General features: G+C 64.6%; 15 protein-coding genes. 12 read left to right on the plus strand and 3 right to left on the minus strand.

What is annotated here, in order from left to right; translation table 11 throughout:
- Nucleotides 1-11 precede the first annotated feature (11 nt).
- Both hslO and LNV23_RS13925 read right to left on the minus strand, forming a co-directional pair.
- Complete coding sequence (gene hslO / locus LNV23_RS13920; protein WP_263517355.1) at nucleotides 12-968, minus strand: Hsp33 family molecular chaperone HslO; 957 nt, start codon at nucleotides 966-968, stop codon at nucleotides 12-14.
- On the minus strand, nucleotides 965-1,522 hold the full coding sequence (locus tag LNV23_RS13925; protein ID WP_263563506.1) for a gamma carbonic anhydrase family protein: 558 nt from the start codon (nucleotides 1,520-1,522) through the stop codon (nucleotides 965-967). Before LNV23_RS13925 ends, hslO begins: the two co-directional genes overlap by 4 nt.
- A 110-nt stretch (nucleotides 1,523-1,632) precedes the next feature.
- On the opposite strand from LNV23_RS13925, the gene LNV23_RS13930 reads away from it, so the two are divergent.
- The 6 genes from LNV23_RS13930 (at nucleotide 1,633) to LNV23_RS13955 (ending at nucleotide 5,874) form a co-directional block, all read left to right on the plus strand.
- On the plus strand, nucleotides 1,633-2,463 hold the full coding sequence (locus tag LNV23_RS13930) for a ferritin-like domain-containing protein (RefSeq protein WP_411910581.1): 831 nt from the start codon (nucleotides 1,633-1,635) through the stop codon (nucleotides 2,461-2,463).
- A gap of 26 nt (nucleotides 2,464-2,489) precedes the next feature.
- Complete coding sequence (locus LNV23_RS13935; RefSeq protein WP_263563507.1) at nucleotides 2,490-2,891, plus strand: hypothetical protein; 402 nt, start codon at nucleotides 2,490-2,492, stop codon at nucleotides 2,889-2,891.
- A gap of 132 nt (nucleotides 2,892-3,023) precedes the next feature.
- Complete coding sequence (locus tag LNV23_RS13940) at nucleotides 3,024-3,788, plus strand: TerC family protein (protein ID WP_263563508.1); 765 nt, start codon at nucleotides 3,024-3,026, stop codon at nucleotides 3,786-3,788.
- 49 nt (nucleotides 3,789-3,837) lie between these two features.
- On the plus strand, nucleotides 3,838-4,533 hold the full coding sequence (locus LNV23_RS13945) for a Bax inhibitor-1/YccA family protein (RefSeq protein ID WP_263517359.1): 696 nt from the start codon (nucleotides 3,838-3,840) through the stop codon (nucleotides 4,531-4,533).
- A gap of 144 nt (nucleotides 4,534-4,677) precedes the next feature.
- A complete protein-coding gene (locus LNV23_RS13950) occupies nucleotides 4,678-5,592 on the plus strand; it encodes a DMT family transporter (protein ID WP_263563509.1) in 915 nt (304 codons plus the stop codon).
- Nucleotides 5,593-5,688: 96 nt separating this feature from the next.
- Complete coding sequence (locus tag LNV23_RS13955; protein WP_263563510.1) at nucleotides 5,689-5,874, plus strand: hypothetical protein; 186 nt, start codon at nucleotides 5,689-5,691, stop codon at nucleotides 5,872-5,874.
- 48 nt (nucleotides 5,875-5,922) lie between these two features.
- On the opposite strand, the gene LNV23_RS13960 is transcribed toward LNV23_RS13955, so the two are convergent.
- Entirely contained in the window at nucleotides 5,923-6,393 is a 471-nt protein-coding gene (locus LNV23_RS13960; protein WP_263563511.1) for an Lrp/AsnC family transcriptional regulator, read from the minus strand.
- A gap of 144 nt (nucleotides 6,394-6,537) precedes the next feature.
- On the opposite strand from LNV23_RS13960, the gene aptA reads away from it, so the two are divergent.
- The 6 genes from aptA (at nucleotide 6,538) to LNV23_RS13990 (ending at nucleotide 14,251) form a co-directional block, all read left to right on the plus strand.
- Complete coding sequence (gene aptA / locus LNV23_RS13965; RefSeq protein WP_263563512.1) at nucleotides 6,538-7,869, plus strand: omega-aminotransferase AptA; 1,332 nt, start codon at nucleotides 6,538-6,540, stop codon at nucleotides 7,867-7,869.
- 23 nt (nucleotides 7,870-7,892) lie between these two features.
- A complete protein-coding gene (locus tag LNV23_RS13970; RefSeq protein WP_263563513.1) occupies nucleotides 7,893-9,236 on the plus strand; it encodes an NAD(P)/FAD-dependent oxidoreductase in 1,344 nt (447 codons plus the stop codon).
- Between the two features lie 68 nt (nucleotides 9,237-9,304).
- Entirely contained in the window at nucleotides 9,305-10,048 is a 744-nt protein-coding gene (locus LNV23_RS13975) for a gamma-glutamyl-gamma-aminobutyrate hydrolase family protein (protein ID WP_411910582.1), read from the plus strand.
- Nucleotides 10,049-10,141: 93 nt separating this feature from the next.
- Nucleotides 10,142-11,509 carry a glutamine synthetase family protein gene (locus LNV23_RS13980; RefSeq protein WP_263563515.1) on the plus strand — a complete coding sequence of 456 codons (1,368 nt, stop codon included), beginning with the start codon at nucleotides 10,142-10,144 and terminating at the stop codon, nucleotides 11,507-11,509.
- Nucleotides 11,510-11,543: 34 nt separating this feature from the next.
- Entirely contained in the window at nucleotides 11,544-12,974 is a 1,431-nt protein-coding gene (locus LNV23_RS13985) for an aspartate aminotransferase family protein (protein ID WP_263563516.1), read from the plus strand.
- A gap of 152 nt (nucleotides 12,975-13,126) precedes the next feature.
- A complete protein-coding gene (locus LNV23_RS13990; protein WP_263563517.1) occupies nucleotides 13,127-14,251 on the plus strand; it encodes a polyamine ABC transporter substrate-binding protein in 1,125 nt (374 codons plus the stop codon).
- Nucleotides 14,252-14,268: the final 17 nt, after the last annotated feature.

Here is a 14,268-nt window from a genome sequence, read left to right on the forward strand (position 1 = left end):
GGCTTCAGGGCCTACTGGACGGTGCCGCTGCCGCCTGCTTGTGCCAGGTCTTGCGCGAACAGCTGGCCGACGTCGACCGCGTCGAAGTGGTACTGCAGGCCGCAGAACTCACAGCCGATCTCGACATTGCCGCGCTCGGCCAAAACCTCGTCCACCTCTTCGCGACCCAGGCCCTTGAGCATCTGGCTGACGCGCTCGCGCGAGCAATTGCAGGCGAAGCGCGGCGTCAGGGGCTCAAAGCGACGCACCGTCTCTTCCCAGAACAAGCGCCGCAAGATGGTCTCAGCATCCAGGCCGAGCAACTCATCGCGCGTCAGGGTGGCGGCCAACATGCTGATGCGGTTGAAGGCATCGGACAGGCCGATGTCATCCTCGTTCTTGGCACCGCCCAGATTACCCTCGCCCTGCACCGGCAGGCGCTGAATCAAGAGGCCGGCAGCGATTTCGTCATTGGCAAACAGCACCAGCTTCGTGTCGAGCTGCTCGGACTGCAGCATGTAATGCTCCAGCACTTCGGACAGCTTCTGCAGCGGCTCGCGCTGGTCGCCATGCAGAGGCACCACGCCTTGGTAGGGCTGCTGGCCGGGGAATTTGTCCTTGGGGTCCAGGGTGATGGCGCAGCGGCCCTGACCATGGACATTGAGCATGGCCTCGAGTTGCGCACCCGCCGGCACTTCGCCGACCAGCTTGGCGGTCGCACGGAAGCTCAGGTCCGGCTGCACCTCGGCCACAGCCAGCTTGACCGGGCCGTCGCCAAAGACCTGCAGCACCAGGGCGCCGTTGAACTTGATATTGGACTGCATCAACACCGCAGCCGCGGCCATCTCGCCGAGCAAAGCGCGCAGCTCGGGCGGGTGGGCGCCGACGGTCTCGCGGCGCTTGAGCACCTCTTGCCAGCTGTCGGTCAGGCGTACCAGCATGCCGCGCACGGGCAGGCCTTCGAACAAGAATTTATGCAGTTCACTCATGGTTTGGCTTGGGAATTCTGGGGGTAGTCGCTGCTGATGTTCTGGAGGCCGCTGGCGTAGCGCTTGCCGTTGGCGATGTAGTGACGGGCGCTGGCGCGCAGACCTTCGACCTGGGCTGACGTCAGCTCTCGAAGCACCTTGGCCGGGCTGCCGACGATCAGGCTGCCATCTGGAAACTCCTTGCCCTCGGTGACCAAGGCACCCGCGCCAACAATGCTGTTGCGGCCGATGCGGGCGCCGTTGAGCACCACGGCGCCGATGCCGATCAGTGAGTTTTCGCCCACGGTGCAGCCATGCAGCATCACTTGGTGACCGACCGTTACGCCCGCCTCCAGGCGCAGCGGGAAGCCGTGGTCGGCATGCAGCACCGAGCCGTCCTGGATATTGCAGCCAGGGCCGATGTGCAGGTGTTCGCTGTCACCGCGCAGCACGGCGTTGAACCAGATGCTGACGTCTTCGTCGAGATGCACCCGGCCGATCACCTGGGCACTGTCAGCCACCCAGGCGCTGGCGGCGACTTCGGGCCGGTGTTCGTCCAACTGGAAAATCGCCATCTCGCACTCCCGGACGGCCCCCGGCCGCAGCAAACCCGACATTTTAAGCGGCCAAGCACACCGAGCCGCCTGCCCGGGGCTTTTGCCGCGGGGCCGGGGATAATTTGCCCATGATGCCTCCGGACTGCCGCGCCCGTGCCCTGCAAACCCTTTGCCTGAACTCGCCTGCCGACAAGGCTGCCGCCGCGCAGGCGCTCTACGTCGACGCTCAGAACGGCCTGGCCCTGGACCCCGATGCGCAGTTGCAGCGTCCGGAGGGCGTGCCCGGCCGACCCGAGCGGCCACGCTTGCTGTCGGCTCTGCAAGTACCCAATCGCTCGCCCTTCACCCTGGAGGGACGGGCTGCGCTGATCCACGCCATCGCCCATATCGAGTTCAACGCCATCAATCTGGCACTCGACGCGGTCTGGCGCTTTGCCGGCATGCCACGCGAGTTCTACCTCGACTGGCTGCGCGTGGCGGCCGAGGAGGCCCAGCACTTCGGCTTGTTGCACGAGCACCTGAAAAACCTGGGCCACCAGTACGGCGACTTCGATGCCCACGACGGCCTCTGGACCATGGCCGAGCGCACGGCCGAGGATGTGCTGGCGCGCATGGCCCTGGTGCCGCGCACCCTGGAAGCGCGCGGGCTGGACGCCACACCGCCGCTGCAAGCGAAGCTGGCCCGCGCCGGCGACCACCGGGCGGTGGCCATCCTGGACATCATCCTGCGCGAAGAGATCGGGCATGTCGAGATCGGCAATCGCTGGTATCGGCACTGTTGCCGACTGCGCGGCTTGGATCCGGTCGCCATCTACCCGGGTCTGGTGCTGCAGTACCAGGCGCCGCGTCTGCGCCCGCCCTTCAACCTGGCAGCACGCGGCGCAGCGGGCTTCAGTGCCGAGGAATTGGCGTATCTGCAGGCCGACATTCGCCCCGACACGGCCGGCCGCGATGCCTGAAGGCGCGAGGGCGTTAAACTGAGCCCGTGACACCCCGCCTGATCGCTTTCCTCACTGCCCAGCTCTTCGTGCTGCTGACCCTGTTCGCGCAGAACATGGCGGTGGCACAGATCATGGCGAGCGCGACAGTGGCTGCCGCGGCTCTCAGCCCGGCCCAGTCCGTGGCCGATCCGTCCGCTGTCGACGCTGAATTTGCGCCCGCGGCCCATGATCTGCAGGCCCCCGTGGGTGAGCAAGAACACGCAGGCAACGGCCAAGATGCTGGCAGCCTGGAATGGCCTGAGCTGGCGCTGAACTCCACAGCAGCGCAAGCGCGGACTGAGCCTCTGGAACTCTGGCAGGCCCAGCCCTGCCGCTTGCCGGTTGCGCCGGCGCTGGAGGGGCCGCAACGGCCGCCTCAAGGACTGGCTTCGCGACTGCCGGGCTGAAGCCTGCAGCGCGTTCGCAGGCCCCGACGCCTGCCGCCCCGTCCGGCCAGTCCGGGCGCGAGCCTCCCCACACTGATTTTTTGGCACTCTGAGGCTTCCCGCCCTTTTGGCCTTACCTCTCGCTGACACGCCATGGACATCCTGCTCGACCCCAATCTTTGGATCGCCTTCGCGATGCTGACCGCTCTGGAAATCGTCCTGGGCATCGACAACATCATCTTCATCTCGATCCTAGTGGGTCGACTGCCCGCCGCCCAACGCGACCAGGCCCGGCGCCTGGGGCTGGGTTTTGCCATGGTGTCGCGTCTGCTGCTGCTGTTCTCGCTGAGCTGGGTCATGGGCCTGACCGCCAATCTGTTCCAGGTCTTCGGCCAGGGCATCAGCGGGCGTGATCTGGTGCTGCTGTTCGGTGGTCTTTTCCTGCTCTACAAAGCCTCACATGAGATCTTTGTCGAGGTGGAGGCGCAGGAGCAGGATGGCCCGCCGGCGGCCGACGCCGCAGCCTTGAAGGCCGCGGGGCAGAAGCTGTTTTGGATGACCATCGGGCAGATCGCCGTGATCGACATCGTGTTCTCGCTCGATTCGGTGATCACAGCGGTGGGCATGGTGGACCAGATCGGTGTGATGGTCGCGGCGGTGGTGACCTCGGTGGCGGTGATGCTGGTGGCGGCCAAGCCGATCGGCGAGTTCGTAGATCGCCACCCCTCCGTCAAGGTGCTGGCCCTGGCCTTCCTGGTCATGGTGGGCATGGCGCTGACCGCCGAAGCCTTCGACCAGCATGTACCCAAAGGCTATATCTACGCCGCCATGTGCTTCTCGCTGGCCGTGGAGGCGCTGAACATCCGCGCCCGGGGCAAGCGCCGCGCTGCGGCGGCCGAGGCCAGCGGCGCGGCTTGAACTTTTCGAAGAACTCTGTTTTCCCTTCACTCAACTCTCAGGAGCTGTCATGAACGCAAGCTTTAACAATGTCTCAACCGGCCTGGGCGACGGCGCTCTACGCCAGGAACGCAACCGTGTGCTGCGCAACACCTACTGGCTGCTCGCCTTGTCCATGGTGCCGACCGTGCTGGGCGCTTGGCTGGGCGTGGCCACGGGCATTTCCAAGGCCATGTCGCCCATGGTTGGCCTGATCGTCTTCATGGCCGGCGCCTTCGGCTTCATGTACGCCATCGAGAAGACCAAGAACTCGGCCGCCGGTGTTCCCATGCTGCTGGCCTTCACCTTCTTCATGGGCGTGATGCTCTCGCGTCTGGTGGGCACGGTGCTCGGCCTGGCCAATGGTGCCGAGCTGATCATGACGGCCTTTGCCGGCACGGGCGCCATCTTCCTGGGCATGGCCTCGCTGTCGAGCGTGATCAAGCGCGACTTGAGCTCGATGGGCAAGTTCCTCTTCATCGGCATGATCTTGATGCTGGTGGCGGGCATTGCCAACATCTTCCTGCAATCGAGCGCGCTGATGATCACGCTGTCGGTGCTGGCCATCGGCATCTTTTCGGCCTTTATCCTCTATGACCTCAAGCGGGTGCAGGACGGCGAGGAAACCAACTACATCACGGCGACGCTGGGCGTCTACCTGAGCCTGTACAACGTGTTCCAGTCGCTGCTGGCCCTGCTGGGCATCTTCGGCGGCCGCGAGGAGTGATTCGGGCCGCCCGCTCAAAATCACTCTGACCCCAATTTCGCGTGAGCGCCTTCCCGGGCTCAAGCGAGAAGCAAGAGGCGGCGCCGCGATAATCGGCGCCGCCTCTTTTTTTGCCGCCCTTCGCTCCCAAGAAAGCCCAGCCCCTTGAGCCGCATCCAAGCCAATCTCCTGCTGACCCTCATCGCCCTGATCTGGGGTTCGGCCTTTGTGGCGCAAAGCCATGGCATGCAGGAGCTGGGGCCGATGATGTTCACCGGCCTGCGCTTCTTGGTCGGCGCCCTGGTGGTGCTGCCCCTGGCCTGGCGCGAGTGGCAGCATCTGGCTGGGCGCCAGTTGGCCCTGAACCGCGATGACGGGCTGAAGATTCTCGGCCTGGGCACCTTGCTCACCCTGGGTGCGGCGATGCAGCAGATTGGCATCAAGTACACAACCGTCACCAATGCCGGATTTCTGACCGCGCTCTATGTGCCCCTGGTGCCGGTGCTGGGCTGGTTGCTGCTGCGCCAGCTGCCGCATTGGTCGGTCTGGCCGGGCGCCCTGGCCTGCTTGGTGGGCGCCTTCCTGCTCTCGGGTGCGCAGCACTTGGAGATTGGCCTCGGCGACCTCTGGGTGATTGCCTCGGCCCTGCCCTGGGGTCTGCATGTGCTCTTGATCGGCCGCGTGGCCGACCGCATGGCCGCGCCCTTTTTGGTCGCTTGTGGCCAGTTCTTTGTCTGCGGTCTGCTGGCCCTGGCCTGGGGTCTGCTGTTCGAGCCCTTCAGCGCCGCCGGCATCCAGTCAGCGGCCACGCCGATTCTCTACACCGGCATCCTGTCGGTTGGCGTTGCCTTCACTGCCCAGGTGGTGGCGCAGCGCTATGCCCACGCTGCCGATGCCGCCATCGTGCTGTCTTCGGAAACGCTGTTTGCCGCCCTATTTGGCTATTGGTTGATGGGCGACCGCCTGGCGCCTGCGGGTTTGGCTGGTTGCGCCCTGATCCTGGGCAGCTTGCTGCTGGTGCAGCTCCTTCCCCTGCTCCAGACGGCCCGAAGCTCAAGTGAAGCTTCACCAATTAAGTAAAAACCCTTGGTTTTGTCATAGGGTTTTCACGAATGGCATTGATAATTGCGCTCGAAGCCACCCAGAAGGGCGGCCCTTACGAGACAAAACAAAGCCATGACTGCAACACCTTTCTTCCTCGCCCAATCGCAACAGTACCTGCTGAGCGCCGACGCCCAGCCTTCCCTGGCCGGCACCTTCGGCCTCGGCAAGCAAGCCCATCTCGTGGCCGAGACCCTGGGTTTGGCTGCCGCCCTGGGCGGCTTCGGTCTGACCGCCCTGATGATGGGCCTGGCGATGTAAACCCAGACTGATCGCGCCCCGCGATCAGAAGGTCCGACCAACTCGGGTTCAGAGCTCAAACGCCGTGGTCTTCTTGACCGTGCGCAGCACCAGCATCGAATTGCTGCGCGCCACCCCCGGCAGGTGCATCAGCACATTGCTGTGCAGGCGCTCCAGGTCCTCGGCATCCTTGTAGGCGAAGCGCATCAGGTAGTCATTGGTGCCCGCCACATAGAAGCAATCGAGGATCTCCGGAATGTCTCGCACGGCCTGCTCGAAAGCTCCGAGCGCCTGCGGCGTCATGCGTTCCAGATTGATGATGGTGAAGCTGGTGCCCGGTTGGCCGATGGCCTTGGGGCTCAGCAAGGCCACATAGCCGGCAATCACACCCGCATCTTCCAGCTGTTTGACCCGACGCAAACAGGCCGAGGGCGAGAGATGGACCAACTTGGCCAGCTCCACATTGCTGATGCGGCCGTCGCGCTGCAGCTCGGCCAAGATGCTGCGATCGATCGCATCCAAAGTCACTTCTGAACTCATATTTCGAATTTTGTGCGAACCATTCAATGAATGATGGCACGAAAGTGCAGAACCTCGGGTAAGCACCGGGGCGATTGCGCTCGCACATTGCGCGCGAGGCTCTCTAGACTGGATCTCAATCACAGGTCTTGAGGAGAGTCCGTCATGAACCAGAGCACCGCACCCGATTCGGATCCCAAGCTGGACGCCTACTGGATGCCGTTCACGGCCAACCGGCAGTTCAAGAAGTCGCCGCGCCTGCTGACGCGCGCCGACGGCATGTACTTCACCGATGACAAGGGCCGCCAGGTGCTGGACGGCATTGCCGGCCTTTGGTGCGTCAACGCCGGCCACAACCGCCCACGCATCGTCGAGGCGATCCAGAAACAGGCCGCCGAACTCGATTTCGCGCCGCCCTTCCAGATGGCCCACCCCAAGGCCTTCGAGCTGGCCGAGCGCCTGGTCGAGCTGACGCCCGCCGGGCTCAGCAAGGCCTTTTTCACCAACTCGGGCTCCGAGGCAGTGGAGACCGCACTGAAGATGGCCCTGGCCTACCACCGCGTACGCGGCGAAGGCTCACGCACCCGTTTGATCGGCCGGGAGCGCGGTTACCACGGCGTGAATTTCGGCGGCATCTCGGTCGGCGGCATGGTGGCCAACCGCAAGATGTTCGGCACCCTGCTCAGCGGTGTGGACCATCTGCGCCACACCCACGACCCGGCGCGCAACGCCTACTCCATGGGCCAGCCTTTGCACGGCGCCGAGCTGGCCGACGACTTGGAGCGCATGGTCGCCCTGCATGACGCCAGCACCATCGCCGCCGTCATCGTTGAGCCCATTGCCGGCTCCACCGGCGTGCTGATCCCGCCCCAGGGCTATCTGCAGCGCCTGCGCGAGATCTGCGACAAGCACGGCATCTTGCTGATCTTCGACGAGGTCATCACCGGCTTCGGCCGCACCGGCCAACCTTTTGGCGCGCAGACCTTTGGCGTCACGCCGGACCTGATGACGGTGGCCAAGGGCCTGACCAATGGCGCCGTGCCCATGGGCGCGGTGTTCGCCAAGCAGTCCTTCTACGACACCTTCATGCAGGGCCCCGAGCACCTGATCGAGTTCTTCCACGGCTACACCTACTCCGCTCACCCTCTGGCCTGTGCGGCCGCCCTGGGTACCTTGGACACCTACGCCGAAGAAGGCCTGCTGACCCGCGCCGGCGAGATGCAGACCTACTTTGCCGAGGCCCTGCATTCGCTCAAGGGCGCGCCCCACGTGATCGACATCCGCAATATGGGCCTGGTCGGCGGCGTCGAGCTGGCGCCGCTGCCGGGCGAGCCGGCCAAGCGGGCGTTCTCGGTCTTCCTCGATTGCTGGGAGCAAGGCGTCTTGATCCGCACCACCGGCGACACCATTGCCTTCAGCCCGCCGCTGATCATTGAGAAGCAGCACATCGACCGCCTGATCGACACCGTGCGCGCCGCCTTGCATCGCGCCGCCTGAGCTTCCATCAACCCGACGCTTGCATGCCTTTGCTGCAGATCGATCGCCAACTCGCGCGTGACAGCTACTACGCGGCCACCGCGCCGCAAGGCCCAGCCTTTGCGCCGCTGCAAGGCACAGTGCAGGCCGATGTGGCCATCGTCGGCGGCGGCTTGGCCGGGCTCTCCGCCGCGCTGGAGCTGAGCGCGCGTGGCTTCAGCGTGGCATTGCTGGAGGCTGGCGAGATCGGCGGCGGCGCGTCCGGGCGCAATGGCGGCCAGGCCCTGGCCGGCTTGGCCTGCGAGCACGGCGAGATCGAACATCAGCTTGGGTTGGAGACAGCCCGCCGGATCTGGGCCATGAGCCTGGAAGCCGTCGATCTGATCCGTCAGCGTTGCAAAGACTACGCCATCGACTGTGATTGGCAGGACGGCTTTCTCAGCGTGGCCACCAGCGCGCGCAAGGCCGCAATCCTGCAGACCTGGCAACAGCGCATGACCGAGGTCTATGGCTATGAGCAGCGCTGGATTCCCAAGAACGAGCTGCCCGGCTGGATCGCCAGCCCGCGCTACCAGGCGGGCGTCCATGACCCGGCCTCGGGCCACTTGCATCCGCTCAAATACTGCCGCGCGCTCGCTCACTTGCTCAGCGACGCCACGCGTCGCCCGGGCACCGCGCCGGTGCAGCTCTTCGAGCACAGCCCGGCCCTGGCACTGGAACAGGGCACGGCCGCCCAAACAGGGATCATCTTGCGCAGCAGCCAGGGTCAGTTGCGCGCCCAGTACCTGCTGCTGGCCGGCAATGTGTATCTGCCCGAACTGGCGCCACAGATCGCCCCCCAGCTGGCCCATCGCATCATGCCGGTCGGCACCTACATCGGCTGCAGCCAAGCCATTGAGGCCGAGCGACTGAATGCCCTGATCCCCTCGCGCAGCGCCGTGTGCGACACCAATTTCGTGCTCGACTACTTCCGCCCCACGGCCGACCGACGCCTGCTCTACGGCGGCCGTGTCAGCTACAGCACGCGCACGCCGCCGGACCTCAAGGCCAGCATGGCGGCGCGCATGCACGCGACCTTCCCGCAGCTGGCCGACGTCGGCATGGAATATGCGTGGGGTGGCTTTGTGGACATCAGCATGAACCGTGCCCCCGATTTCGGCCGCCTGGGCACCGCTCAGAATATCTATTACTTGCAGGGCTTCTCCGGCCATGGCTTGGCCCTGACGGGGCTGGCGGGCAAGCTGGTGGCCGAGGCCATGGCGGGCGACGCCAGCCGCTTTGATTGTTTTGCCAGATTGCGCCACCGCCCCTTCCCCGGTGGCACACTGATGCGCATGCCAGCCTTGGTGCTGGGCATGGCGTACTACCGACTGAAGGATCTGCTGTGACACAGGTCAAGAAGCCCAACACGCTAGCACCACGAAAGCCGGTGGTGCTGGTGCCCGCCTGCCAGCGCATGGTGGGCGACTACCCCAACCATATCGCCGGCAAAAAGTACGTCGATGCGGTCCGACTGGCCGGCTGCCTGCCCCTGATCGTGCCCAATGTCGAAGAGCAAGACCTCGATGCCTTGCTGGACCTGGCCGATGGCGTGCTGCTGACCGGCTCACCATCCAATGTGCACCCCAGCCATTTCGACGAGGCGGTTCACAACCCGGCCTTGCCCCTGGACCCCGAACGCGATGCCTGGACCTTGCCGCTGATCCCCAAAGCCCTGGCGCGCGGCCTGCCCTTGTTCGCCATCTGCCGCGGCTTCCAGGAGGCCAATGTGGCCCTGGGTGGCAGCTTGCATCAGGCGGTGCAGGAGCAGACCGGGCTGCAGGATCACCGCGCGCCGGAAGGCCAACCGCCGGAGATCGCCTATGCCGATCAACACGAAATTCACATCCAGGCGGGCGGCCGTTTGCAGGCCTTGCTGGGCCAGGACCGCATCCGTGTGAATTCGCTGCACGGCCAGGGCGTCAAACGCCTGGCGCCGGGCCTGCGCGTCGAGGCGCTCGCGCCCGATGGTTTGATCGAAGCCTTCAGCATGGCCGAAGCGCCGGGTTTCTCGCTCTGCGTGCAATGGCATCCCGAATGGCAGGCCGAACGCAACCCGCATTCCATGGCCTTGCTGCAAGCCTTTGGCCGGGCCTGCCGCGACTACCGCGAGCAGATTCACCAACCCCGCCACGACTCCTTGCGCGACCCCGAGACCTAGAGTTCCTGTCGAACGTCCGTCCCCTCAAGACCCGCGCCCAATGCCCCGCTTGCTTTCGGCGGCGCGGGGTTCAAGAACCCACGGAGATTCAAGATGGTCGACAGAAACAATTTCACTTTCAGCGAACTGGAAGCCTGGCTCAAGGACCAGCGCGTCACCGAGATCGAATGCCTGGTGCCGGACCTGACCGGCGTGGCGCGCGGCAAAATCCTGCCGCGCGAGAAGTTCACCGAAGACCGCGGCATGCGCCTGCCCGAGGCGGTGGTGGCCATGGGTGTGACGGGCGAGTTTCCAGAAGAAGGCCCCTACTACGACGTCATCAGCCCCAACGACCGCGACATGCACTTGCGCGCCGACCCGACGACCGCGCGCCTGGTGCCCTGGGCCATCGACCCGACCGCACAAATCATCCACGACTGCTTCGACCGCAATGGCGAACTCGTGCCCTTCGCGCCGCGCTCGGTGCTGCGCCGGGTCTGCGGCCTGTTTGAGGCCGAGGGCTGGGACCCGGTGGTAGCACCCGAGCTGGAGTTCTACCTGGTGGCCCGCAACAGCGACCCGGACATGCCGCTGAAGCCGCCGATCGGCCGTTCAGGCCGCGCTGAGACCTCGCGCCAGGCCTACTCCATCGACGCGGTCAACGAGTTCGACCCGCTGTTCGAAGACGTCTACGACTACTGCGAAAAGATGGAGCTGAACGTGGACACCTTGATCCACGAAGTCGGCGCCGGGCAGATGGAAATCAACTTCTTCCATGCCCACCCCATGGGTCTGGCCGATGAAGTGTTCTTCTTCAAGCGCACGGTGCGGGAAGCCGCGCTGCGCCACGATATGTTTGCCACCTTCATGGCCAAGCCCATTGCCGGCGAGCCGGGCAGCGCCATGCACATCCACCAGAGCGTCATCAACAAGGCCACCGGCCGCAACCTCTTCAGCAATGAAGACGGTTCGCCCAGCGCCGAGTTCTTCTGGTACATCGGCGGCCTGCAGCGCTACATCCCGGCCGCCATGGCCTTGTTCGCGCCCTACGTGAACAGCTACCGCCGCCTGGCCCGCCACACGGCCGCGCCGATCAACATCCAGTGGGGCACGGACAACCGCACCGTGGGCATACGCTCACCGCTGGCCGACGCGGCCGCGCGCCGTATCGAGAACCGCGTGATCGGCGCCGACGCCAACCCTTACGTGGCCCTGGCCGCCACCTTGGCCTGCGGCTATCTGGGCATCAAGAACCGCATCGAACCCAGCCCCGAATGCAAGGGGGATGCCTATCTGGGCGACTTCCAGCTGCCGCGCAGCCTGGGTGAAGCGCTCAATCTGCTCCGAGCCGAGAAGGAACTGGCGGCGGTGCTGGGCGAATCCTTTGTGACTGTCTATGCCGAGGTCAAGGAGATCGAGTATGCGGAGTTCATGAAGGTGATTTCGCCTTGGGAGCGCGAGCATTTGCTCTTGCACGTCTGAACGCCCTCCACGCCACGATCCAAGGAACACACTCATGAACACCTTGCACACCCAGCCGCTTGCGGACACGGCAGGCCGCTCAACGAAAGACTGGCAGGCGGCCGACAGCCGCCACTTCCTCCATCCCTTCACCGACTTCAAAGGCCTGGCCGGAAAAGGCGCGCGCATCATCAGCCGCGCCGAGAACATCTACCTCTGGGACAGCGAGGGCCACAAAATCCTCGACGCCATGAGCGGCCTGTGGTGCGTCAATGTCGGCTACGGCCAGCAGAGCCTGATCGACGCGGCCGCGGCGCAGATGAAGGAGCTGCCCTTCTACAACGCCTTCTTCCAGACCGCCACCACGCCGGCGATCGAGCTGGCCGAGGTGCTGGCCGAGATCAGCCCGCCGCAGTTCCAGCATGTCTTCTTCACCAGCTCGGGCTCGGAAGGTAACGACACGATAGTGCGCATGGTGCGGCGCCACTGGGATGTGCTGGGTCAGCCCGAGCGCCAGATCATCATCGGCCGCAAGAACGGCTACCACGGCTCGACCATGGCCGGAGCCTCCTTGGGCGGCATGAGCGGCATGCATGCCCAGGGCGGTCTGCCGATTCCCAACATCAGCCACATCGATCAGCCGCATTGGTTCGAGCATGGTGCCGGCTTGCGCGGTGAGACGGCCGGCCTCAGCCGCGAGGCGTTTGGGCTCAAGGCCGCGGGCTGGCTGGAGGCCAAGATCCTGGAGCTCGGTGCCGACAAGGTGGCGGCCTTCATCGGCGAGCCAGTGCAGGGCGCGGGCGGCGTGATCGTGCCGCCGGCCAGCTACTGGCCCGAGATCCAGCGCATCTGCGACAAGTACGGCATCCTCTTGGTCAGCGACGAAGTGATCTGCGGTTTCGGCCGCACCGGCCAATGGTTCGGCTGCGAAACCATGGGCAGCAAGCCGGACCTGATGACCTTCGCCAAAGGCGTCAGCTCGGGCTATATCCCGCTCGGCGGGGTGATGGTGGGCGAGCGCGTGGCGCGCGTGCTGATCGAACAAGGCGGCGAGTTCAACCACGGCTTCACCTACTCAGGCCACCCAACCGCCTGCGCCGTGGCCCTGGCCAATATTCGCTTGCTGCGCGAGCAAGATGTGGTGCGCCATGTGCGCGAGGACATCGGCCCTTATCTGGCCCAGCGCATCGCCGAATTGGACACGCACCCGCTGGTCGGTGAAACGCAGAGCTGCGGAATGATGGCCGCGGTCCAGCTGGTCAAGGACAAAGCCACGGCCACGCCCTTCGACGGCGAGCTCGAGGTCGGCATGGTCTGCCGCGGCCACTGCTTCGGCAACGGCCTGATCATGCGCGCCGTCGGCGACCGCATGATCGTGGCGCCACCGCTGGTGATGACACGCGCCCAGATCGACGAAATGATGGTCTTGATCCGCCGCTGTCTGGACCTGACCTTGGAGGACCTGGGCAAGCGCGGCTGGCTGTGAACATGTACCGCCCCAACCGCAGCCCCGGGTTTTGGCCAATGGGCGAGGCCCGGCCAATGCCTAGACTGTGGCGCAGTCGATCCGGTTTTCATACCTCTCTTCATCCTTCCTTTCGTCCTGTCATTGACTGAACTTTTCGGGAACTCCACACCATGAAACTGTCGCCCGCCCTGCGTCGCCTCGTCTGTGCACTCTCCCCGGCTCTTGCCTTGCTGGCTGCGGCCGGCCCGGCACGGGCGCAAGAGGAAGAGAAGGTCCTGAACGTCTACAACTGGTCCGACTACATCGCAGAGGACACGATCCGGAACTTCGAGAAGGAAACCGGCATCAAGGTGCGTTATGACAATTTCGACAACAACGAAATCGTCCATGCCAAGCTGGTGGCAGGCAAGACCGGCTACGACATCGTCGTGCCCTCCAGCTACTGGGCCAAGATGCAGGCCGACGGAGGCTTGCTGCGCAAGATCGACAAGAGCCTGATCCCCAACTACAAAAACCTGGACCCCGAAGTGCAGGCCCAGCTGTCCAAGCTGGACCCAGGCAATGAGTTCTTCGTCAACTGGCTCTGGGGCTTCTCGACCGTGGGCATCAATGTCGACAAGGTCAAGGCCGCCCTGGGTGGCATGCCCATGCCCGAAAACGCCTGGGACCTGATCTTCAAGCCCGAGTACATGGCCAAGGTGAAGAGCTGCGGCGTCAGCTTTTTGGATTCCGCTACCGAGGTGGTGCCGGCCGCGCTGCACTACCTGGGCAAGCCGCCCTACACCAAGAATATCGGCGACTTTGCCGCCGTGCCCGCCTTGCTCAAAGCCGTGCGTCCCCATGTCAGCCTGTTCAGCTCCTCGGGCTATATCAACGATTTGGCCAATGGTTCCTTGTGCGTGGCCATGGGCTACTCCGGCGACATCAACATCGCCCGCCAGCGCGCCATCGACGGCAAGACCGGCCAGAAGATCGAGGCCCTGATCCCCAAGAGCGGCGGCATCATCTTCATGGACGTGATGGTGATCCCGGCCGACGCACCGCGCCCCGGCAATGCCCACAAATTCATCAACTACATCCTGCGCCCCGAGGTCCACGCCGGCCTGACCAACAAGGTCTTCTACGCCAACCCGAACAAGGAGGCCAAGAAATTCGTCAAGCCCGATGTGGCCAACAACCCCAGCGTCTTCCTCAGCGACAGCGACATGAAGAAGATGGCCGCGCCCGATGCCATCAACAACGATGTGCGGCGTCAGATGACGCGGATCTTTACGAGCTTCAAGACGGGGCTGTGAGTCGAGAGGAGTGAACA

It is taken from the genome of Kinneretia sp. DJ1R-11 (assembly GCF_025717595.1).
GTDB lineage: Bacteria > Pseudomonadota > Gammaproteobacteria > Burkholderiales > Burkholderiaceae_C > Paucibacter_A.